This is a genomic window from Agrobacterium sp. El2ro-1b (assembly GCF_048298475.1).
Taxonomy (GTDB): domain Bacteria; phylum Pseudomonadota; class Alphaproteobacteria; order Rhizobiales; family Rhizobiaceae; genus Agrobacterium; species Agrobacterium fabrum.
Genome location: NZ_CP103458.1, coordinates 2,662,501 through 2,681,747, shown reverse-complemented (window position 1 = coordinate 2,681,747; position 19,247 = coordinate 2,662,501). Strand labels below are relative to the sequence as shown.

Genomic DNA, 19,247 nt, shown 5'->3' with positions numbered 1-19,247 from the left:
GCGGCTTCAGCCGAGGAATTTTGTCATTTCGATCGAGGTGGTCCGATCATAACCCGCATGAGCGTTTTCAGCGGTCTTGACGAAACCCCAGGCGGCGAACTTCGTATGGTTGGAGAGAAGCTCGATACGCGTTTCCAGCCTGAGCGCCGGCAGCGCCAGGTCCCGAGCCAGCGCTTCAGCCTGCAGCAGAAGCAGCTTGCCGATGCCTTTTCCCTGCGCTTTCGGAGAAACGCAGAGCTTGCCGACATAAAGCGAGGCCGGCGGTTCCGGCCGGCAAAACAGGCAGCCGAGCAGCTCATCCCTATCGAGCGCCAGGAAAGCGATTTCTACCCTGGCTTTTTCGGCTAGATTTTCGAGCGTCAGACGGTGGGCCGACGATGGGGGGTCAATGACAGCATCCATATAGGCAAAGGAGGTCATGATGAGTGCCAGCAGATCCTGCCAGCGATCAAAGTCATCGCCGATCTTTGCTATCTCGATCATGGTTTATTTTTCCCTTGCCCGACGTTTGTATTTTACCGTTTCGAACCGCGCCGACAAAGCATCGTAAAGCAGCAGTCTTCCAATGAGGGGCTCACCGGCACCGGTAATCACCTTGATTGCTTCCATCGCCATCAGCGTACCGATGACCCCGGTCAGCGCGCCGACAATGCCCGTTTCCGCGCAGTTGGGAATGAGGCCCTGTGGCGGCGGCGCCGGGAACAGGTCGCGATAACCCGGCAGCAAACTGCCTTCCGCGTTGGTCTCATAGGGTTTCAGGACCGTTACCGAGCCATCGAAACGACCAACAGCGCCCGTGACCAGCGGTCTTTTTGCCGCCTCCGCGGCATCCGCTGCGGCGTAACGTGTATCGAAGTTGTCCGAACCATCGATCAGGAGATCGAAGGATGGCAGGTGGTCATGCGCCCAGACCTGCGAGAAACGTTCTTCATACATAAGCGTGCGGACATGCGGATTGAGACGGGCGATGGTCTTGCGGGCACTTTCCGTTTTCAACTCGCCAATGGTGCCGGTGTCATGGATCACCTGCCGCTGGAGATTGGAGAGCGAGACCACATCATCATCGATCATGCCGAGCGTGCCGACACCGGCGGCGGCAAGATATTGAAGGACGGGAGCGCCGAGACCGCCGGCACCTATCACCAGCACCCGCGCCGCTTTCAGCCGCTGCTGGCCGGTGCCACCGATCTCCGGCAGCAGGATTTGGCGCTTGTAGCGTTCGATTTCTTCGGGACTCAGCGGGTCCATGCCGTACTCCATTTCTCTGCCGTCATGCCGTGATGCCCCCATGGGAAACATTGAAGAACTGTGCCCGCTCGCCGAGAGCGGAGAACATAGCCGCATCCGTTCCGGTCATGAAACTCTGACCGCCCAGCGCGTGGATGAGATCGAACAGGGCGGCCCGCCTGCCCTCGTCCAGATGGGCGGCAATTTCGTCCAGCAGCAGAATCGGCGCGTAACCGGTCATATTGGCTGTCAGCTGCGCGTGGGCAAGCACCAGCCCAACCAACAACGCCTTCTGCTCCCCGGTCGAACAGCGTTCGGCTTCCATGTTCTTTTCCGCGTGGCGCACGAAAAGATCGACCCGGTGCGGCCCATCCAGCGTGCGGCCTGCCGCCGCGTCCCGATACCGACCATCCCGCAGCATGAGACGATATTCGTCTTCCAGATCGACAGCCGGGCGGTTCAGCCCGTCATCCATAAAGCCGGCAAGCGACAGCGTTGCCGACGGAAAGGCTGCATTGCCGGCCCTGCCTTCAATCAGGGTCTTCAACAGGCCCAGCATTTCATAACGGGCGACCGCCATGGAGATGCCGAGTTCGGCCATCTGTTTTTCGATGCCATCCAGCCAGACCGGATCAAAACGGCCTTCCGAAAGCAGGCGGTTGCGGCCACGCATGGCTTTTTCGAAATCGCTTGCCCGCCGGCCGTGGCCGGGATCGAGGGACAGCACCAGCCGATCGAGAAAACGCCGGCGGTCCGATGATGAGCCGGTAAAGAGGCCATCCATGGCGGGCGTCAGCCACAGAACCCGCAGATGGTCGGTCAATTCATCGACGGACTTCACCGGCGTACCGTTCAGCCGCAGCCGACGCGACACCACCTCGCCATCACCCTCTATCCCGGTGCCGATGGCGACCTCACCATCCATGCCATCAACATCGGCGAAGATCGAAAAACCGGTGGCCTCCGCGCCAACGCGCGTAACGTCGGACAGGACGGCACGGCGCAGGCCGCGTCCCGGCGAAAGAAACGAAACCGCCTCCAGAAGGTTGGTCTTGCCTGAACCGTTGTTACCGGTCAGCACCACATGCCGCTCATCAAGCACAAGTGCGGCGGCCGCATAGTTGCGGAAGTCCGTAAGTTTCAGTCGGGAAAGCGACACCTTGTTCGTCATCTTTACGGCCTAAAACGAAGCTGGCCGGATGGCAAGGTGGCGAATGCCCGAGCCCATCGACGAGCGCCAAAACCACGCGAATTATTCAGTAGTGGCAACTTTTTTAGCGGGCAGCTATTTATGGACTTTCGTTGTCACCGGTAACCCGTCCATGCGCCTCATTCTTTCTCTCGTTCTTATGATCAGCCTTCTGTCGTCCTGCGCCGGACGGCCGGGAGCGGATGTATTGCAAGCCGTCGATACGAGGGCGAAGGACGCTAAAATCGTTACTGCCTATGTGGCGAGTACGCGTGAAAAAAGCGAAGAGGCAAAAAAGGGGTTCAGCGCCCTTCGCGCGGCCGAGCCAAACTATGCCCGCTTCGATATTTCGATACCACCGACCCACAAAAGTGGAAAAATCGAATGGTCGACCGGCAAGCCTGATGCGAAAAAGGATTTCGTCGTCACAAAGGCGCAGATGCTGAGCAAGACAAGTTTCACCACCGATCTCGGCGATATTTCCCGCTCCGGCAAACAGATCGCGCTTTTCGTCCACGGTTATAATTACAGCTATCAGGAAGCACTCTTCCGCGCGGCGCAGATGGCTGCTGATGCCAATATGGATGGTGTACCGCTGGTCTTTTCCTGGCCGTCGCAAGCCAACCTCACCGGTTATGTGGCCGATAAGGAATCAGCGACCTACTCGCGTGATGCACTGGCCACATTGTTGACCGACCTTACCCGGCAGACCCCGCGCAAAAGCATTGTCGTGTTTGGTCACAGCATGGGCGGCTGGCTGGTCATGGAGGCGTTGCGACAGCTGCGCTTCGAGGGCCGAAATGACGTTATCGCCAAGCTGCAAGTGGTGCTGGCCGCACCCGATATCGATGCCGATGTTTTCCGCAAGCAGGTCGAGGTGGTCGGGCGGCTCAATCCGGCGCTCACGGTCCTGGTCTCCAAGGATGACCGCGCCCTCAAGGCGTCTTCCATCCTGGGCGCTGACGTGACGCGGATCGGTGCGCTGGATGTCACCGATCCCCAGGTGCAGGAAGCGGCGTTGAAGGAAGGTGTCCAGTTCGTGGATATTTCCAACCTGAAAGCCTCGGACCCGCTCAACCATGACCGTTATGCCGCACTGGCGTCGCTGGTGCCACAGCTGGAGGCAAGCCGGAACGGCAATGGACAAAACGGCATCGGTCGTGCCGGCGCCTTCGTGTTCGATGCAATCGGCGCAACCGTCTCCAGCCCCTTCCGGCTTGCGAGCCAGGTGGTGAACCCGCAATAGTTTGCGGGTTCCTGCCGACAGTCCCGGCTTCAGAAATCCCAGTCTTCATCCTCGGTGGCGACCGCCTTGCCGATGACATAGGACGAGCCGGAACCTGAGAAGAAGTCGTGATTTTCATCGGCATTGGGCGAGAGCGCCGAGAGGATCGCCGGATTGACCCGGCAGGCTTCGGCGGGAAACAGCGCTTCGTAACCCAGATTCATCAGGGCCTTGTTGGCGTTGTAATGCAGGAACTGCTTCACGTCTTCCGTCAGGCCGACGCCATCATAAAGGTCCTCGGTATATTTCGCCTCATTGTCGTAGAGCTCGAGCAAGAGATCGAAAGCGAAGTCCTTGATCTCCTGCCTTTGCGCCTCGCCAAGACGGTCCAACGCCCGCTGGAACTTGTAACCGATATAATAGCCGTGCACGGCCTCATCGCGGATGATGAGGCGGATGAGGTCTGCCGTGTTGGTGAGCTTGGCGCGACTTGACCAGAACATCGGCAGGTAGAAGCCGGAATAGAACAGGAAGCTTTCCAGAAACACGCTGGCGATCTTCTTCTTCAGCGGATCGCCGCTGTCATATTCCCGCATGATGATCGCGGATTTACGTTGCAGGAACTCGTTCTCCTCCGACCAGCGATAGGCATCATCGACGTCAGGTGTGGAGCACAGCGTCGAGAAGATCGACGAATAGGAACGGGCGTGTACGGCCTCCATGAAGGAGATGTTGGAGAGCACCGCCTCCTCATGCGGCGTCGCCGAATCCGGCATCAGGCGCACGGCGCCTACACCGTTCTGGATGGTGTCGAGCAATGTCAGCCCGGTGAAGACACGGATCGTCAGCTTCTGTTCTTCCAGCTTGAGCGTCCCCCAGGAGGGAATGTCGTTGGAAAGCGGCACCTTTTCCGGCAGCCAGAAGTTCGAGGTCAGGCGGTTCCAGACTTCGAGATCCTTGTCGTCCTCGATGCGGTTCCAGTTGACCGCGCGGATGCGGGACGCGGGTTTTACGGCGATATTCATTCTCTTGTCCCTCAAATCAGAGCGTGCAGGAAACGCAGCCCTGAACCTGCGTGCCTTCCAGCGCCATCTGGCGCAACCGAATGTAGTAGATGGTCTTGATGCCTCGTCTCCAGGCGTAGATCTGCGCCCGGTTGATATCGCGCGTCGTGGCGGTATCGCGGAAGAATAGCGTCAGCGACAGGCCCTGATCGACATGCTGGGTGGCCGCCGCATAGGTGTCGATGATCTTCTCAGGACCTATCTCATAGGCATCCTGATAATATTCGAGATTGTCGTTCGAGAGATAGGAAGCCGGGTAATAAACGCGACCGATCTTGCCCTCTTTACGGATTTCGATTTTCGAAACGATCGGATGAATGGAAGAGGTGGAGTGGTTGATATAGGAGATCGAGCCCGTCGGCGGCACGGCCTGAAGGTTCTGGTTATAGAGGCCTGATGCCATGACGTCCTGCTTCAAGGCCGTCCAGTCTTCCTGTGTCGGAATGGCGATACCGGCCTTTTCGAACAACTCGCGGACCTTTTCCGTCGCGGGCAACCATTCCCGGTCGGTATATTTGTCGAAATAGTCGCCGGAAGCATATTTGGAGTTCTCAAAGCCCTTGAAGCTCTGGCCCCGTTCCACGGCGAGCCGGTTACTGGCGCGGATAGCGTGATAGGTTACGGTGTAGAAATAGATATTGGTGAAATCGATACCTTCTTCCGAACCGTAGAAGATGCGCTCACGCGCCAGATAACCGTGCAGGTTCATCTGGCCAAGGCCGATGGCGTGGCTCGCATCATTGCCCTTTTCGACCGAGGGAACGGAAGAGATGTGGCTCATGTCCGATACGGCGGTCAGTGCCCGGATGGAGGTCTCGATCGTCTTGCCGAAATCGGCGGAATCCATGGCAGAGGCAATATTGAGCGAACCGAGATTGCAGGAAATATCCTTGCCCATATGGCTGTAGGACAAATCAGCATTGAACTCGCTCGCTTCGCTGACCTGCAAAATTTCCGAGCAAAGATTGCTCATGCTGATGCGGCCCGCGATCGGATTGGCGCGGTTCACCGTATCCTCGAACATGATGTAGGGGTAACCGCTTTCGAACTGGATTTCGGCGATCACCTGGAAGAATTCGCGCGCCTTGATCTTCTTCTTGCGGATGCGGCTGTCGGCGACCATTTCGTGATATTTTTCGGTGACCGAGATCTCCGTCAACGGCACGCCATAGACCCGCTCCACATCATAGGGCGAGAACAGGTACATATCCTCGTTGTTGCGGGCGAGCTCGAAAGTAATGTCGGGTATCACCACGCCGAGCGACAGGGTCTTGATTCGGATTTTTTCATCAGCATTTTCGCGCTTGGTATCGAGGAAACGCATGATGTCAGGGTGATGGGCATGCAGATAGACCGCACCCGCGCCCTGGCGTGCGCCGAGCTGGTTTGCGTAGGAAAAGCTGTCTTCCAGAAGCTTCATGACCGGAATGACGCCGGAAGACTGGTTTTCGATCTGCTTGATCGGTGCCCCGAATTCGCGAATATTGGTCAGAGACAGCGCCACGCCACCACCGCGCTTGGAAAGCTGCAGCGCCGAATTGATGGAGCGGCCGATGCTTTCCATATTGTCTTCCACGCGCAGCAGAAAACACGAGACCAGCTCGCCGCGGCTTTTCTTGCCGGCGTTGAGGAATGTGGGAGTTGCCGGCTGGAAGCGGCCGGAAATAATCTCGTCCATGAGGTCGCGCGCCAGCTGCTCGTCACCGCGCGCAAGAGCCAGCGCCACCATGCAGACGCGGTCCTCGTAACGCTCGAGATAACGTTTTCCGTCGAAGGTCTTCAGTGTATAGGACGTGTAATATTTGAACGCGCCGAGAAAAGTCGGAAAACGAAACTTCCGGGCATAGGCCTCGTCATAGAGGTCACGGACAAAATTGAAGGAGTACTGGTCCAGCACTTCCTGCTCATAATATCCCTCCGTGACCAGATAATCGAGCTTTTCCCGCAGATTATGGAAAAACACGGTGTTCTGGTTGACATGCTGGAGGAAATATTGCTTGGCCGCAAGGCGATCCTTGTCGAGCTGGATCTTCCCGTTCTCGTCGTAAAGGTTCAGCATCGCGTTCAGCGCGTGGTAATCCAGTCCCGTATCAACCGGTTTCTGGTTTGCGGCTACGGGCTGTTTGGCATCCTTGCGCAGCGCGCTTGAGGTCAGCGTGTCCAAAATCGTTCCAATCCATGTTTGACGTTGGCGACATCTTCTTCCGTGCCGAGAAGCTCGAAACGATAGAGAAACGGCACTGCGCATTTGCGCGAGACGATATCTCCGGCGGATGCGAAAGCTGCGCCAAAATTCGTGTTGCCCGCCGCGATGACGCCGCGAATGAGATTTCGGTTGGAGGGCTCGTTCAAAAACCGGATGACCGGCTTCGGCACGGCCCCTTTGGTGCCGCCGCCCCCATAGGTAGGGGTGACGAGCACATAGGGCTCCGACACCTGAGGCACATCTTCCTCAGCGCCGAGCGGCAGGCGAAACAAACGCCGTCTCAGTTTCAGAAGGAAACGATGGGTATTTTCAGAACGGCTGGAATAATAGACGATCAGGCCCATCGCCCCCGCCGCCTCAGCTGATCGCGCCGATCATATCAGGCCGGAAACCCGCCCAATGGCGTTCGCCAGCGACGACGACGGGAACCTGCATGTAGCCGAGGCCGCGAACATGATCGAGGGCATCCGTATCTTCGGAAATGTCGATAATCTCATAGCGAACGCCGATGCGGTCGAGCGCGCGATAGGTGGCGGTGCATTGGACGCAGGCGGGCTTGCTGTAAACGGTGACGGTCATAATTTCCCTTTCGAAGCCGATTTCGGACACGGCTCAACATTGCCGATTGCAATCGCAATCGGGTGGCGATGGATCTGTCATTCAGGCAAGGCGCGCGGCTTGAGAGTTCGTCGTATTTTCAGGCGGGAAACCGGGTCCCCTTTCCCTGACATACTCCAAGCCGCGGAAAATCCCTTTCTACGCCGATGAGCGTAGCAACTCAAAGAAATGCACTGGCATGACTTCACCCCGAAGCTTGTTCTGGAGGGGGCAGAAAAGGGCGCACGCAAATCATTTGCGTCAGACACCTTCCTCCGGACACCCCGCCCGTGGACGTTTGCGCTCAAGGCAGGTCTCCTGACTTGCGGGTCACAACATCTATTCCGGCCTTCCCGGAGCTTTCAGCCCCAGTGGCCCAAATTGGAACGATGCTCGCCGCTTACAGTTGCGGGGGCAGTTTCGGCCTTGATCCGCCGTGATGGCGTTACGCACCGAATTCCCGTCTTAGCTCCCAACCCTTGCGAATCGGAAGAACCTCGAACACCACATATAGTATATGAGGAAATTTTCTCGTCAATAAATAGACATACAAAAGCCCCACCCTGTTGATCAAAAAGATTCAACACATGGTCAACAAAGGCTTAACGGCAGATCGGAACGGCCGCTCAAGAGGGGAAAAGTGTTAATCTATTCCCAGATATCGATGTGGATATCGGCGGGACGGGCGTTTTCGATCACCCTTTTTCCGTTGGGAAGATCGTTTTCAAACAGTTTGGCGTGGATTTGAGCGGCATCGAGCCCATAGCCCTGCCACCTGTTACGCAGCCTCTCTTCAAGCACCGCGACAGATGGACCCACAAAAATGGTGAGATCGAAACTCCTGGAAAGCACTGTCCATGGCGCCTCGTTGAGCAGCAGATAATTGCCCTCCGCAAGGATCAGGCGCGTGTCCGGCGCAATCGCGCGGGCGGAGGCAATGGCAATCTCGCGGGAACGGTCGAAAACCGGGACAAGAACTTCCTGCCCGCCCTTGCGGACGGCGGAGACGATATCAAGGAAACCACGCACGTCGAATGTTTCGGGCGCACCCTTTCGGGACAACAGACCCCGTTCTTCGAGAAGTCCATTGTCCATATGGAAGCCATCCATGGGCAGCACGGCCGCCGTTTCGCCCCGCGCCAGCAAAGCGTCACAAAGCGCATCCGCCAGCGTGGATTTGCCGGCCCCAGGGGGACCGGCAATGGCAATGATGAAACGAGATCGACCCTCTGCCCGTCGAAGCACGTCTTCGACGATCGTCTCAAGCTTCAGCGTCATGCGGCAAGCGTTTCCTGGGGCGCTTCCTTGGCACCGGTCATGAAGGCGACGGCATCCGACATCGAATAGTCCTTCGGATTGATGACGCAAAGGCGCTTGCCCAGCCGGTGAATATGGATGCGATCCGCAACCTCGAACACATGCGGCATGTTGTGCGAGATCAGAACGATCGGCAGACCGCGTGAGCGCACATCGAGAATAAGCTCCAGCACGCGACGGCTTTCCTTGACGCCAAGCGCCGCCGTCGGTTCGTCGAGGATGACGACCTTGGAGCCGAAGGCTGCCGCACGCGCCACAGCCACACCCTGACGCTGGCCGCCCGAAAGGGTTTCCACTGCCTGATTGATGTTCTGGATCGTCATCAGGCCGAGTTCGGACAGTTTCTCGCGGGCGAATTTTTCCATCGCCGGACGGTCGAGTGCCCGGAACAGGCTGCCTTGAATGCCGGGTTTACGGATTTCCCGGCCCAGAAACATATTGTCAGCTATGGAAAGCGCCGGCGAGAGCGCAAGGTTCTGATAGACCGTTTCAATACCAGCCTTGCGCGCCTCGATTGGCGAACGGAACTGGACGGGCTGGCCTTCAAGCCTGATTTCCCCTTCATCGGGCGTCACCGCACCGGAAATCGCCTTGATGAGCGAGGATTTTCCGGCGCCGTTATCACCGATGACCGCGAGAATTTCGCCCGGATAAAGATCGAAGTCAGCATTATCAAGTGCGGTCACGCGACCGTAGCGTTTAACGAGATTGCGCGCTGTGAGGATAGGTTCTTTTGCCATCAGCCTGCTACCTTTCTAATCCACTGGTCGATTGCAACGGCCAAGATGATGAGGACGCCAATCAACAGATAGGTCCATTGCGGATCTGTCCCGATGAGCCTGAGGCCCAGCGAAAAGACGCCGACGATCAACGCACCGAAGATCATGCCCATGATGGAACCGCGTCCGCCGAACAGCGAGATGCCGCCGATGACCACTGCAGTGATGGATTCGATGTTGGCGAACTGACCGGCAGTCGGCGACACCGAGCCGATGCGACCGATGAGAGCCCAACCCGCGAGGGCGCAGATAAGCCCGGACAGGGTATAGACGGTCGTCAGCATGCGCTTGACGTTAACGCCAGCAAGTTCAGCCGCGTCTGGATCGTCACCGACCGCATAAAGATGGCGCCCCCAAGCGGTGCGGTTGAGCACATACCAGAGCAGAGCGACGAGCAGAACCATGGCGAGAACGCCGTAGGTGAAGACGGCATTGCCGATACGAATATTATTGCCGAAAAACTGAAGAATGGGCGCTTGCTGGACAATGTCCTGAGCGCGGATCGTCTCGTTAGCCGAATAGAGGAAATTGGTTGCCAGCACGATCTGCCACATGCCGAGCGTGACGATGAAGGGCGGCAGCCGCATGCGCGACACCAGCACACCGTTGATGAAACCACAAAACGCGCCGACTGCGAGACCGCAGATAATGGAAAGTTCCGCCGGCAGACCATAACGGAAGGTGAACTGGCCCATGACGACGGAGGAGAGAACCATGATGGCACCGACCGAAAGATCGATACCTGCGGTGAGAATGACCAGCGACTGCGCGGCGCCGACAATGCCGACGATTGCCACCTGCTGAAGAATAAGCGTCAGCGAGAAAGCCGAAAAGAACTTGCCGCCCAGCGTCATGCCGAAGATGGCAAGTGACAGCACCAGAACGATCAGCGGAACAGCCGCAGGGCTGGAATGCAGAAAGTGCTGGAATTTTTCCAGCAGACTCTTGTTGTGCGTATCAAAAGCAGCGACCTGGGTCGAACTTCCCGACAGCACTTTTTCAAATTCATTATGCGGTTGCGCCCGCACTGGCTGATCGCTCATGGATTTTCCTCCCGATCGCTCCATCACATCAGCCCTGAAGCCGGGATCGCTCACCGGATAGGGATAATGCGTAGATTCAAACTGTTAAGAAGCGTGCCTCAGTTCCGTCAGCGATGGCCCGGCGCGCTCGTTTGTTTCTGTCCGATCACCCAGATCGAGCTCTTAAACCATTCAGGTTAAAGGGCGGGGGCAGATTGCCCCCGCGGCTTTTCAAAGGCGTGGCATCAGCCCCAGCACTTCTTCAGGCCTTCCTTGGTGTCGATGGAATCGAGGCCCTTAACCGGCTTGTCCGTTACCAGCGTCACGCCGGTGTCGAAAAAGTTCTTGCCAGCTGTCGGCTTCGGCTTTTCGCCCGTGTCGGCAAACTTCTTGACGGCTTCGACACCGAGCGCCGCCATCAGCAACGGATATTGCTGTGACGTTGCACCGATCACGCCTTCCGCGACATTCTTCACGCCTGGGCAACCGCCATCGACGGAAACGATCAGTACGTCCTTTTCGCGGCCGACGGCCTTCAGCGCTTCATAAGCGCCAGCAGCAGCAGGCTCGTTGATCGTGTGGACAACGTTGATTGTCGGGTCTTTCTGAAGCAGATTTTCCATCGCCGAACGGCCACCTTCTTCGTTACCGTTGGTAACGTCGTGGCCAACGATGCGCTTGTCGTCTTCATCGCCGATCTTGTTGATGTCCTTCACGTCGATGCCGAAGCCCTTCATGAAGCCCTGGTTGCGCAGAACGTCAACCGTCGGCTGGGAGGGGGTAAGGTTGAGGAAGGCAATTTTTGCGTCCTTGGCCTTGTCGCCAAGGGTACCGGCGGCCCATTTGCCGATCAGCTCGCCGGCCAGAAGATTGTCGGTGGCGAAAGTGGAATCGGCGGCATCGACGGGTTCCAGAGGCGTATCGAGGGCAATGACGAGAAGGCCGGCGTCACGCGCCTTCTGTACGGCCGGAACGATGCCCTTGGTGTCTGATGCGGTGATCAGGATACCCTTGGCGCCATCGGCGATGCAGGTCTCGATCGCGGCAACCTGGCTTTCGGAATCACCGTCGATCTTGCCGGCATAGGACTTCAGCGTCACGCCGAGTTCTTTCGCCTTGGCGGTCGCGCCTTCTTTCATCTTGACGAAAAAGGGGTTGGTGTCGGTTTTGGTAATCAGGCAAACCGACGTATCGGCGGCAGATGCGGCGGAAGCGAAAGAAACGCCAAGCGCGAGCGCGCCCAGAAGAGCGGAAACAGTGGTCTTCATGAGATCCTCCCAATGGATATTTGAGCACCGTGACGGTTACCCGACGATCCCGTCTCCTCCGAGATCGACGACCGTTGATGCAGATGGAACCACCAAAGGAAACGGCTGTCAATAAATAAATCCGATTGAATTATTAATTCCGTATGGCATTCTGACAAGCGGCAAGGAGGAATATCGCCGCGTCGTTTAACGTTGCGATAGCAAGATTGCCATAAAGCCCCCTATATCGGTCACGGCGGATATGGCGGGCGGGAGGATGACATTATGAGACAATCTGTCGAGACGGCGCCGCAAGCGCCGCTCACTACCATGGATATGAGCGGCGGTGCCAACCAGATCGGGGTGCGCGCTTATAACGAGCGGCTCGTGCTGTCCCTCGTTCGCCGCCATGGCGGTCTGTCAAAAGCCGAAATATCAAGACTTTGTGGCCTTTCGGCGCAGACCGTTTCCGTCATCATGCGTTCGCTCGAGAAGGATGGGCTTCTCATTCGTGGCGAAAGACTGCGCGGCAAGGTGGGACAGCCATCGACGCCGATGCGCCTCAATCCCGATGCCGTATTTTCTTTCGGCGTCAAGATCGGCCGGCGCAGCGTCGATCTCGTGCTGATGGATTTCGTTGGGCGCATCAGGCTCAAGCTCCGCAAGACCTATCCCTATCCCATGCCGGAGTGGATATTACCCTTTGTCATAGAGGGCATATCCGAGCTCGAATCAAAACTCTCTGCGGCCGAGCGGCAAAAAATTGCCGGTGTCGGCATCGCCGCCCCATTCGAGTTATGGAACTGGGCCCAGGAAGTGGGCGCGCCGCAAGCCGAAATGGAACGGTGGCGGGACGTCGATATCCGCTCAGAAATTGCCGATGGCATCAGCTATCCGGTCTTTCTGCAGAATGACGCCACAAGCGCCTGCGGTGCCGAACTGGTTTTCGGCGCGGGCCAGAACTATGCGGATTTTCTTTACGTCTTCATCGGCTCCTTCATCGGCGGTGGTGTCGTCTTGAATTCAGCGCTGTTTTCCGGAAAGACGGGCACCGCCGGCGCGATCGGTCCATTGCCGGTACAGGGGCAGGATGGCAATACGGTTCAGCTTCTAAAAATCGCGTCGATCTTCGTTCTGGAAAACATGTTGCGCGAAAGGGGCATTGATCCCCGTCCCCTATGGTTCTCCCCGGACGAGTGGATCGACTTCGGTGAGCCCTTGGAAAACTGGATCCAAAAAACCGCCGCAGCGCTGGCCCAGGCTGTTATTGCCGCCGCCTCCATCATCGATTTTTCCAGCGTCATCATCGATGGCGGCTTTCCCGACTGGGTCCGGACGAGAATCGTTTCCGCCACCCGGATTGCCCTGAAGCATCACGATCTTCAGGGTGTCACGCTTCCGGAAATCGTCGAAGGTGCGGTTGGCAGCCAGGCCCGGGCAATCGGCGGCGCAAGCCTTCCGCTGTTTTCGCGTTATCTCATCGATCAGAACGTGCTGTTCAAGGATACGACGGGCTGACGGCCTTATCGGGTTCTTTACCCGGCTCTTTTTCGGCTGATCTCGCGATCATTCACCCGCGGCGTGCTGCATTATCGTCTCCAGAAAGGCGGGACCGTACCGCTCCAGCTTGGTTTCCCCAACGCCGGCGATCTGCGCCATCTCCTTCGCAGAAGCAGGTCTCGCGGCCGCGAGTTCAATGAGGGTCTTGTCGTGAAAGATCACATAGGGCGGAACGTTCTGCGCGCGGGCAATTTCCATGCGCCTGGCACGCAGCGCCTCAAAGAGGCCACGGTCAGCCTCCGGCAGGGCCGTCGATGTTGCATTTCGTGGCGCATCCCGGCGTGTCGACCGCGGCGCGGATGGTATTCTCAGCATCAGGGAAGGCTTTTCGCGCAGGAACCGCCTGCCTTCCTCTGAAATGGACAATCCGCCATGCCCGGACAGATCCACCTCTATCAGGCGCAACGCCACAAGCTGGCGCAAAATGGCCCGCCAGGTGCGATTATCGTGTTCCTTGCCGATCCCGTAAGTGGTGATGCGATCGTGCCCGAACTTTGTAATCCGCTCATCCTGCGCGCCCAGCAAGACGCTGATGACATAGGCCTGCCCGAAACGTTCTCCCGTGCGGTAAATGCAGGAAAGCAGCTTCTGTGCGGCAATGGCCCCCTCGAATAGATCGGGCGGCGACGAGCACGTATCGCAATTGCCGCAGGGCTCGCACCGGTCACCGAAATAGGAGAGCAGCACCTGCCTCCGGCAACCCGCGGTTTCCGCAAGGCCAAGCAGCGCATCGAGCTTCTGTCGTTCCATGTGTTTGCGCTGGTCCGCAGCATCCGACTCCTCGATGAAACGGTTGCGCAGGGCAATATCTTCGTAACCGTAGAGCATCAGCACATCGGACGGCAGGCCATCGCGCCCGGCCCGGCCGGTTTCCTGATAATAGGCCTCGATGCTTCCGGGCAGATCGATATGAACGACGAAGCGCACATCCGGCTTGTCGATACCCATGCCAAAAGCAACCGTCGCGACGATGATGACCGCTTCACCATGCTGGAAACGGGTCTGGTTTTCCTCGCGGGCGGCCTTATCCATGCCGGCATGATAGGGCAGCGCGTCACGCCCTTCTTCCCGCAGCCATGCCGCCGTTTCATCCACTTTGCGTTTCGACAGGCAATAAACGATGCCGCTTTCATTTTCCCGGCCGTTGAGAAAACGTTTCAGCTGGGCGCGTGGATTGTCCTTCTCCATAATCGCATAGCGGATGTTGGGGCGATCGAAGCCGGCAATGAAGGCATCCCCTTCATCAATGGCGAGATGGCCGAGAATCTCGGCACGGGTGGGTTCGTCAGCCGTCGCCGTCAGCGCCATCCTCGGTGTATTTGGAAAACGCTCCATCAACATGTCCAGTTGCCGATAAGGCGGCCGGAAATCATGCCCCCATTGCGACAGGCAATGGGCCTCATCGACGGCGATCAGCGACAGGTCAATGGATTGAAGCGCATCTAGGACATCAGGCTTCAGAAGGGTTTCTGGCGCAGCGTAGAGAATATCGACATTGCCGGCCCGCATATCCCGCCAAAGCGTGCGGCGCTCTTCCGGAGAGAGGTCGGAATTGAGAGCTTCCGCCCTGACACCCGCCTGACGCAGTGCGGCAACCTGATCAACCATCAGCGCGATCAGCGGCGAAACGACAAGCCCCATGCCCTCTCTGGCAAGCGCAGGGATTTGGTAACAAAGCGACTTTCCGCCACCCGTCGGCATCAGAACGAACGCATTGTTGCCTGCCAACACATGCTGGATGATTTCGCCCTGCCGTCCGCGAAACGCATCATAACCATAGACGGCCTTGAGGATATTTAAGGGATCGGCATTCACGTCGTTTTTCCACGCTAGGCTTGATGGCGCATCATGTCCATTTCAGGCATCCTGGCAATGCCGGAGATGGTTTTTCTGATGGTTGTTATCGTTTCTGGAGGAACGCAAAAACCCCGCAGCTTGAGCTACGGGGTTTTTGTATCTTTGGTTGCGGGGGCAGGATTTGAACCTGCGGCCTTCAGGTTATGAGCCTGACGAGCTACCGGGCTGCTCCACCCCGCGTTACCAGCGTAAATCCCTATGGGATTTATCGCGACTGCATAACAGCTTCCCTGTGATGCACACTGCCGGAGTAAATTGCTGAGCAATTTATCTCCTGTGATGGGCGCACCTGATTTGGCGCGCCGTTTTATTGCCTTTAGAGCTCTGTCTTAAACGACGAAAGGCCGCTTTAGGCGGCCCTTTTTGTCGGCTGGGCCGAAGTGTGTGATGAGAAGATATTGATTGTTGAGTTGCGTTTTGCAGACCTGGCAGCGACCTACTCTCCCGCGTCTTGAGACGAAGTACCATTGGCGCTGGGGCGTTTCACGGCCGTGTTCGGAATGGGAACGGGTGCAGCCGCCCCGCGATAACCACCAGGTCGGCAAAACGCAACATTGTTCATGTTTTAACATGGACTGTTGTTTTCGAGAAGCTGGGTGGCGATGCCACTTTTTATCTTAATTACACGTCTTACTTGACCTGTCCGTATTCTACCTTTGCTCAACAGTGAGCATGGCAGCCATACAGACCAGAGGTCGTCGCGCCCTGTGGCGCGGCCCGTCCGGAGCCCATCGGGCGTCAGGACAGAAGAATGATGTCATCGAACTTTGTTCGATGAACATAATCAATGGGAACGAAGAAGTCGATCGAGCTATTAGTAACGGTAAGCTTCACACATTGCTGTGCTTCCACACCCGTCCTATCAACGTGGTCGTCTTCCACGGCTCTGATAGGGAACACTCGTTTTCAGGTTGGTTTCCCGCTTAGATGCCTTCAGCGGTTATCCATTCCGTATATAGCTACTCTGCTATGCCCTTGGCAGGACAACAGATCCACCAGAGATACGTCCATCCCGGTCCTCTCGTACTAGGGACAGATCCTGTCAATATTCCTACACCCACGGCAGATAGGGACCGAACTGTCTCACGACGTTCTGAACCCAACTCACGTACCGCTTTAAATGGCGAACAGCCATACCCTTGGGACCTGCTCCAGCCCCAGGATGCGATGAGTCGACATCGAGGTGCCAAACAACCCCGTCGATATGGACTCTTGGGGGTCATCAGCCTGTTATCCCCGGCGTACCTTTTATCCGTTGAGCGATGGCCCTTCCACACGGGACCACCGGATCACTATGACCGACTTTCGTCTCTGCTCGACTTGTCAGTCTCGCAGTCAGGCGGGCTTATGCCATTGCACTCGACGACCGATTTCCGACCGGTCTGAGCCCACCATCGCGCGCCTCCGTTACTCTTTCGGAGGCGACCGCCCCAGTCAAACTACCCACCATACACTGTCCCGGATCCGGATAACGGACCGCGGTTAGACATCCACGAAGATAAGGGTGGTATTTCAAGGATGGCTCCACACGAACTGGCGTCCATGCTTCAAAGCCTACCACCTATCCTACACATGCCTTGGCGAATGCCAGTGTAAAGCTATAGTAAAGGTGCACGGGGTCTTTCCGTCTGACCGCAGGAACCCCGCATCTTCACGGGGAATTCAATTTCACTGAGTCTATGTTGGAGACAGCGGGGAAGTCGTTACGCCATTCGTGCAGGTCGGAACTTACCCGACAAGGAATTTCGCTACCTTAGGACCGTTATAGTTACGGCCGCCGTTTACTGGGGCTTCAGTTCAGAGCTTGCACCCCTCCCTTTAACCTTCCAGCACCGGGCAGGCGTCAGACCCTATACGTCGTATTGCTACTTCGCAGAGCCCTGTGTTTTTGATAAACAGTCGCTACCCCCTGGTCTGTGCCACCCCATCATACTTGCGTACAAAAGGGTCACGCTTCTTCCGAAGTTACGCGTGCAATTTGCCGAGTTCCTTCAACATAGTTCTCTCAAGCGCCTTGGTATACTCTACCTGACCACCTGTGTCGGTTTCGGGTACGGTCTATACGGTGGAGCTATTTCCTGGAACCTCTTCGCCGCACATTCAATCCAGTAAGAATGTACAACACACGAGATCCGTCACTACCACCAGGCCCACGAATATTAACGTGGTTCCCATCGACTACGCGTGTCCGCCTCGTCTTAGGGGCCGGCTAACCCTGCTCAGATTAACTTTAAGCAGGAACCCTTGGTCTTTCGGCGAGGGAGTCTCTCACTCCCTTTATCGTTACTCATGTCAACATTCGCACTTCCGATATCTCCAGCAGCCCTCACGGGTCCGCCTTCACAGACTTACGGAACGCTCCGCTACCACTTGCACAAAGTGCAAATCCTCAGCTTCGGTGCATGGCTTTAGCCCCGTTACATTTTCGGCGCAAAGACCCTTATTTAGACCAGTGAGCTGTTACGCTTTCTTTAAATGATGGCTGCTTCTAAGCCAACATCCTGGTTGTTTTGGGATCCTCACATCCTTTCCCACTTAGCCATGACTTGGGGACCTTAGCTGGAGGTCAGGGTTGTTGCCCTTTTCACGACGGACGTTAGCACCCGCCGTGTGTCTGCCGACTAGTACTCCTCGGTATTCGGAGTTTGGTTAGGATCAGTAAGACGGTGAGTCCCCATAGCCCATCCAGTGCTCTACCCCCGAGGGTATTCGGTCGACGCTCTACCTAAATAGATTTCGCGGAGAACCAGCTATTTCCGAGTTTGATTGGCCTTTCACCCCTAGCCACAAGTCATCCCAATCTATTGCAACAGATACGGGTTCGGCCCTCCAGTTGGTGTTACCCAACCTTCAGCCTGCTCATGGCTAGATCACTCGGTTTCGGGTCTAATGCAACTAACTCAATCGCCCTATTCAGACTCGCTTTCGCTGCGCCTACACCTACCGGCTTAAGCTTGCTAGTTACACTAAGTCGTTGACCCATTATACAAAAGGTACGCCGTCACCCTTGCGGGCTCCGACTGTTTGTAGGCATCCGGTTTCAGGTTCTATTTCACTCCCCTCGTCGGGGTGCTTTTCACCTTTCCCTCACGGTACTTGTTCGCTATCGGTCATGCACGAGTACTTAGGCTTGGAGAGTGGTCTCCCCATGTTCAGACAGGATTTCACGTGCCCCGCCCTACTCAAGGACAATGACTGTTCTACGCGTAAGGGGCTATCACCCTCTATGGCCGACTTTTCCAAATCGTTCCGCTTTATTCATCATTGCCACTGGCCTGGTCCGCGTTCGCTCGCCACTACTTACGGAGTCTCGGTTGATGTCCTTTCCTGCAGGTACTTAGATGTTTCAGTTCCCTGCGTTCGCTTCTTACCCCTATGTATTCGAAAGTAAGATACCTTATAATAATGCTTGGAAACCCAGGCCGTTCGTTAAAACAGACTGGATTTTCCAAGCATTTAAGGTGGGTTGCCCCATTCGGAGATCCATGGATCAAAGCTTATTCGCAGCTCCCCACGGCTTTTCGCAGCGTATCACGTCCTTCTTCGCCTGTGCATGCCAAGGCATCCACCAAATGCCCTTAATTCACTTCTTCGTTCTCATTGTCTATGCTCATCATCTGTTGGATTTGGCAGAACCTTTCCTTCTCGCTTACGCTCAAAGGGGTGCCAAATCGGGCCATCCGGGCAAAACTCAATCTGCCGCGAAAGCCATTCCATCTCTAACGATAAAGAGAGGAACAACGGTTACGATTACCTTTTACAACCGCAACACCAACGATGACATCGACGTGTTCGATACAATCCTCTTTGAAGGCACGCCGGTGCACTTCGAGGTCGTATCATTAAGACCAGCTTCTCGAGATATCATCCGGTGATGCGCGGTCAGGCAACATCAATCCAGCATTCCCATCAGAGGAGCCAAAGCTCCAACAACAAAAATGCCTCGGACAAGCGATC

14 protein-coding genes, 1 tRNA gene, 2 rRNA genes and 1 riboswitch are annotated in these 19,247 nt (G+C 56.6%); of the genes, 2 read left to right on the top strand and 15 right to left on the bottom strand.

The window, feature by feature from the left end:
- Positions 1–6: 6 nt before the first annotated feature.
- Genes NYR50_RS13070 through recF form a run of 3 tightly spaced genes read right to left on the bottom strand, consistent with a single transcriptional unit; the run spans position 7 to position 2,398 of the window.
- Positions 7–483 (bottom strand): GNAT family N-acetyltransferase, encoded by a 477-nt coding sequence (locus NYR50_RS13070; RefSeq protein WP_418136225.1) that lies wholly within the window; start codon positions 481–483, stop codon positions 7–9.
- 3 nt (positions 484–486) lie between these two features.
- Complete coding sequence (locus NYR50_RS13065) at positions 487–1,248, bottom strand: molybdopterin-synthase adenylyltransferase MoeB (protein ID WP_418136224.1); 762 nt, start codon at positions 1,246–1,248, stop codon at positions 487–489.
- A 22-nt stretch (positions 1,249–1,270) separates the two neighbouring features.
- Complete coding sequence (recF, locus tag NYR50_RS13060; protein WP_418136223.1) at positions 1,271–2,398, bottom strand: DNA replication/repair protein RecF; 1,128 nt, start codon at positions 2,396–2,398, stop codon at positions 1,271–1,273.
- Positions 2,399–2,549: 151 nt separating this feature from the next.
- Here recF and NYR50_RS13055 point away from each other — a divergent pair, with 151 nt between their 5' ends.
- A complete protein-coding gene (locus NYR50_RS13055) occupies positions 2,550–3,662 on the top strand; it encodes an alpha/beta hydrolase (RefSeq protein ID WP_418136222.1) in 1,113 nt (370 codons plus the stop codon).
- Positions 3,663–3,691: 29 nt separating this feature from the next.
- Here NYR50_RS13055 and nrdF read toward each other — a convergent pair whose 3' ends face one another.
- The 8 genes from nrdF to NYR50_RS13015 all read right to left on the bottom strand — a co-directional run bounded on the left by nrdF (position 3,692) and on the right by NYR50_RS13015 (position 11,894).
- On the bottom strand, positions 3,692–4,666 hold the full coding sequence (nrdF, locus tag NYR50_RS13050) for a class 1b ribonucleoside-diphosphate reductase subunit beta (RefSeq protein WP_418136221.1): 975 nt from the start codon (positions 4,664–4,666) through the stop codon (positions 3,692–3,694).
- A 16-nt stretch (positions 4,667–4,682) separates the two neighbouring features.
- Positions 4,683–6,869, bottom strand: coding sequence for a class 1b ribonucleoside-diphosphate reductase subunit alpha (gene nrdE, locus NYR50_RS13045; protein ID WP_418136220.1), 2,187 nt, complete (start codon positions 6,867–6,869; stop codon positions 4,683–4,685).
- The gene (nrdI, locus tag NYR50_RS13040) at positions 6,857–7,255 is read right to left on the bottom strand and encodes a class Ib ribonucleoside-diphosphate reductase assembly flavoprotein NrdI (protein WP_418136219.1); all 399 of its coding nucleotides are present in this window, start codon (positions 7,253–7,255) and stop codon (positions 6,857–6,859) included. The genes nrdE and nrdI overlap by 13 nt, the downstream gene beginning before the upstream one ends.
- A 13-nt stretch (positions 7,256–7,268) precedes the next feature.
- Positions 7,269–7,490, bottom strand: coding sequence for a glutaredoxin-like protein NrdH (gene nrdH / locus NYR50_RS13035; protein WP_418136218.1), 222 nt, complete (start codon positions 7,488–7,490; stop codon positions 7,269–7,271).
- 308 nt (positions 7,491–7,798) lie between these two features.
- A riboswitch (cobalamin riboswitch) is annotated at positions 7,799–8,023 on the bottom strand.
- Positions 8,024–8,156: 133 nt separating this feature from the next.
- Positions 8,157–8,786 carry a nucleoside triphosphate hydrolase gene (locus NYR50_RS13030; RefSeq protein ID WP_418136217.1) on the bottom strand — a complete coding sequence of 210 codons (630 nt, stop codon included), beginning with the start codon at positions 8,784–8,786 and terminating at the stop codon, positions 8,157–8,159.
- The gene (locus NYR50_RS13025; RefSeq protein WP_006309890.1) at positions 8,783–9,565 is read right to left on the bottom strand and encodes an ATP-binding cassette domain-containing protein; all 783 of its coding nucleotides are present in this window, start codon (positions 9,563–9,565) and stop codon (positions 8,783–8,785) included. Before NYR50_RS13025 ends, NYR50_RS13030 begins: the two co-directional genes overlap by 4 nt.
- A complete protein-coding gene (locus NYR50_RS13020) occupies positions 9,565–10,647 on the bottom strand; it encodes an ABC transporter permease (RefSeq protein ID WP_418136216.1) in 1,083 nt (360 codons plus the stop codon). The genes NYR50_RS13025 and NYR50_RS13020 overlap by 1 nt, the downstream gene beginning before the upstream one ends.
- A gap of 224 nt (positions 10,648–10,871) precedes the next feature.
- On the bottom strand, positions 10,872–11,894 hold the full coding sequence (locus NYR50_RS13015) for a sugar ABC transporter substrate-binding protein (RefSeq protein ID WP_006309888.1): 1,023 nt from the start codon (positions 11,892–11,894) through the stop codon (positions 10,872–10,874).
- A gap of 264 nt (positions 11,895–12,158) precedes the next feature.
- Between NYR50_RS13015 and NYR50_RS13010 the strand changes: the two genes are divergently transcribed.
- Positions 12,159–13,391 carry an ROK family transcriptional regulator gene (locus NYR50_RS13010; RefSeq protein ID WP_418136215.1) on the top strand — a complete coding sequence of 411 codons (1,233 nt, stop codon included), beginning with the start codon at positions 12,159–12,161 and terminating at the stop codon, positions 13,389–13,391.
- Positions 13,392–13,439: 48 nt separating this feature from the next.
- Here NYR50_RS13010 and recQ read toward each other — a convergent pair whose 3' ends face one another.
- The 4 genes from recQ to NYR50_RS12990 form a co-directional block, all read right to left on the bottom strand.
- Positions 13,440–15,248, bottom strand: a complete 1,809-nt coding sequence (gene recQ / locus NYR50_RS13005) for a DNA helicase RecQ (protein ID WP_418136214.1) — start codon at positions 15,246–15,248, stop codon at positions 13,440–13,442.
- Between the two features lie 145 nt (positions 15,249–15,393).
- Positions 15,394–15,470: transfer RNA gene (locus NYR50_RS13000), tRNA-Met, on the bottom strand.
- A 243-nt stretch (positions 15,471–15,713) separates the two neighbouring features.
- Positions 15,714–15,828 (bottom strand): 5S ribosomal RNA (rrf, locus tag NYR50_RS12995).
- 255 nt (positions 15,829–16,083) lie between these two features.
- A 23S ribosomal RNA gene (locus NYR50_RS12990) occupies positions 16,084–18,883 on the bottom strand.
- Positions 18,884–19,247: the final 364 nt, after the last annotated feature.

Excerpts from the sequence above, each read along its gene's own strand:
- NYR50_RS13070 (WP_418136225.1), bottom strand. The coding sequence starts at position 483 with ATGATCGAGATAGCAAAGATCGGCGATGACTTTGATCGCTGGCAGGAT.
- NYR50_RS13065 (WP_418136224.1), bottom strand. The coding sequence starts at position 1,248 with ATGGACCCGCTGAGTCCCGAAGAAATCGAACGCTACAAGCGCCAAATC.
- recF (WP_418136223.1), bottom strand. The coding sequence starts at position 2,398 with ATGACGAACAAGGTGTCGCTTTCCCGACTGAAACTTACGGACTTCCGC.
- NYR50_RS13055 (WP_418136222.1), top strand. The coding sequence starts at position 2,550 with ATGCGCCTCATTCTTTCTCTCGTTCTTATGATCAGCCTTCTGTCGTCC.
- nrdF (WP_418136221.1), bottom strand. The coding sequence starts at position 4,666 with ATGAATATCGCCGTAAAACCCGCGTCCCGCATCCGCGCGGTCAACTGG.
- nrdI (WP_418136219.1), bottom strand. The coding sequence starts at position 7,255 with ATGGGCCTGATCGTCTATTATTCCAGCCGTTCTGAAAATACCCATCGT.
- nrdH (WP_418136218.1), bottom strand. The coding sequence starts at position 7,490 with ATGACCGTCACCGTTTACAGCAAGCCCGCCTGCGTCCAATGCACCGCC.
- NYR50_RS13030 (WP_418136217.1), bottom strand. The coding sequence starts at position 8,786 with ATGACGCTGAAGCTTGAGACGATCGTCGAAGACGTGCTTCGACGGGCA.
- NYR50_RS13025 (WP_006309890.1), bottom strand. The coding sequence starts at position 9,565 with ATGGCAAAAGAACCTATCCTCACAGCGCGCAATCTCGTTAAACGCTAC.
- NYR50_RS13020 (WP_418136216.1), bottom strand. The coding sequence starts at position 10,647 with ATGAGCGATCAGCCAGTGCGGGCGCAACCGCATAATGAATTTGAAAAA.
- NYR50_RS13015 (WP_006309888.1), bottom strand. The coding sequence starts at position 11,894 with ATGAAGACCACTGTTTCCGCTCTTCTGGGCGCGCTCGCGCTTGGCGTT.
- NYR50_RS13010 (WP_418136215.1), top strand. The coding sequence starts at position 12,159 with ATGAGACAATCTGTCGAGACGGCGCCGCAAGCGCCGCTCACTACCATG.